The following is a 2,127-nucleotide window of genomic DNA, read 5'->3' as shown; positions in this document are numbered from 1 at the left end:
AATGAATAATGATGATGCTACCAATGACAGCAGTAACCAGTGTAGGTGATAAAAGAAAGCAGAAGAAACACAAAATAAAAGTCACCACGATATGAATTAAATCGCTAAACGACTTATATAAAGCCAAGATGATTTTTTTTAGAAAGATAAACGGGTTGTCCATGCCACACAAAAATAAATGCAGATTATCTTAATGCAACATGTTACTAGACTGAGCAAAAAATATAAACTCAGTCTAGTAGAATAGAAAAAGGACGGTTATTTTTTACCGACTTGATGGCCAATAACGCCACCTAAGACACCACCACCAATAGTGCCCAATGCACTACCATCTGTTAAAATAGCACCACCGATAGCACCTGCACCGGCACCAATTGCTGTATTACGATCGCGTTTTGTCATGCTAGAACAACCCGCAAGTGAAAAAAGCAGAACAGAAGCGACGCACAGTGTTCCAATCTTTTTTAACGTGATATTCATTTTTATAAACTCCGATATAAAGGACAATATAAAAATAAACCTCTCGTATTTATACTGGGATCGGAATATTCGGGAACAACAGAGAGAAAACTCTTAAAATAGGTGAACTCCCATAAAATACATTTTAAATGCACTATGGGAACATGACTAAATAGATAAAGAGTGCGAAATGCATTAAGGGTTTGTGCTTTTAATGGTGTCTCATTATCAAAGAATAATTAGGCATTAACCCACGACGATGTGGGTTAATGATTTTTAGTGCTTTGTTTGAAAAATTAGAAGGCTTGACGGAAAATTTCGATGATCTCTTTTTCATTACCTTTTCGAGGGTTAGAGAAGGCATTACCGTCTTTAAGTGCCATTTCTGCCATATATGGGAAATCAGATTCTTTCACACCTAATTCGCATAAATGTTGAGGAATACCAATATCCGCAGAGAGGCGAGCGATAGCGGTAATAGCACGTTCCGCTGCATCCATCACGGATAATCCTGTAATATTTTCACCCATAAATTCAGCAATATCTGCAAATTTTTCTGGGTTAGCAATCAGGTTATAACGCAGTACATGTGGTAATAGCACCGCATTAGCGACACCATGAGGCATATCATATAAACCACCTAGTTGGTGAGCCATCGCATGTACGTAACCAAGATTAGCGTTATTAAATGCCATTCCAGCTAAAAGTGAAGCATAAGCCATATTTTCACGCGCTTTCAGGTTTGTTCCCAAAGCTACGGCTTGACGCAAGTTACGAGAAATTAAACGAATTGCTTGAATAGCTGAGGCATCAGTGACAGGGTTAGCATCTTTAGAAATATAAGCTTCAACAGCGTGAGTTAACGCATCCATGCCCGTTGCGGCGGTGAGTCCAGCGGGTTTGCCAATCATTAACAGAGGATCGTTAATAGAAACAGAAGGGAGGTTACGCCAGCTTACAATAACAAATTTAACTTTAGTTTTTGTATTGGTCAGCACGCAGTGGCGAGTAACTTCACTTGCTGTACCCGCGGTGGTATTCACAGCAATAATGGGTGGGAGTGGATTTGTTAGAGTTTCAATACCTGCATAATTGTAAAGATCACCTTCATGGGTGGCAGCAATACCGATACCTTTACCACAGTCGTGAGGACTACCACCTCCTACGGTAATTATCATGTCACATTGTTCTTTACGGAACATTGCAAGACCTTCAAGAACATTAGTATCTTTTGGATTAGGTTCAGTACCATCAAATACAGCAACATCGATACCCGCTTCCTTTAGATAATGGATAGTTTGATCTACGGCACCATCTTTTATTGCTCGTAGACCTTTATCCGTTACTAGCAGGGCTTTTTTACCGCCTAATAATTTGCAACGTTCACCGACAACGGAAATAGCACCTGGACCAAAAAAGTTAACATTCGGTACCAAGTAATCAAACATACGATAGCTCATGATAAACCTTCCAATATCAGATTATTATTCAGATAAATTAAAGTATTAGTGCATTCTCACCCCATTGGTTATTAAGTCAAGAGCGATGACTCATCAGTGTGATGAATCGATTCATTTAACTTTGGTTCATTTGATATAAGTCAACAGGATATGCATATTTAAAGGCGGATTAACTCAAAACAACGATTTAAACATATTCGATTTGACA

At 38.6% G+C, this 2,127-nt stretch carries 2 protein-coding genes; both read right to left on the bottom strand.

Going from position 1 to position 2,127, the window contains the following annotated elements; genetic code table 11:
* Positions 1-258: 258 nt before the first annotated feature.
* On the bottom strand, positions 259-480 hold the full coding sequence (gene osmB / locus BHE89_RS15470; protein WP_006536908.1) for an osmotically-inducible lipoprotein OsmB: 222 nt from the start codon (positions 478-480) through the stop codon (positions 259-261).
* Between the two features lie 275 nt (positions 481-755).
* Positions 756-1,919, bottom strand: a complete 1,164-nt coding sequence (gene dhaT, locus BHE89_RS15465; RefSeq protein ID WP_069369200.1) for a 1,3-propanediol dehydrogenase — start codon at positions 1,917-1,919, stop codon at positions 756-758.
* Positions 1,920-2,127: the final 208 nt, after the last annotated feature.

This window comes from Shigella sp. FC1967 (assembly GCF_001743005.1).
Lineage (GTDB): Bacteria > Pseudomonadota > Gammaproteobacteria > Enterobacterales > Enterobacteriaceae > Proteus.
The sequence above is the reverse complement of the archived record's forward strand: the minus strand, read 5'-3'. Positions and strand labels throughout refer to the sequence as shown.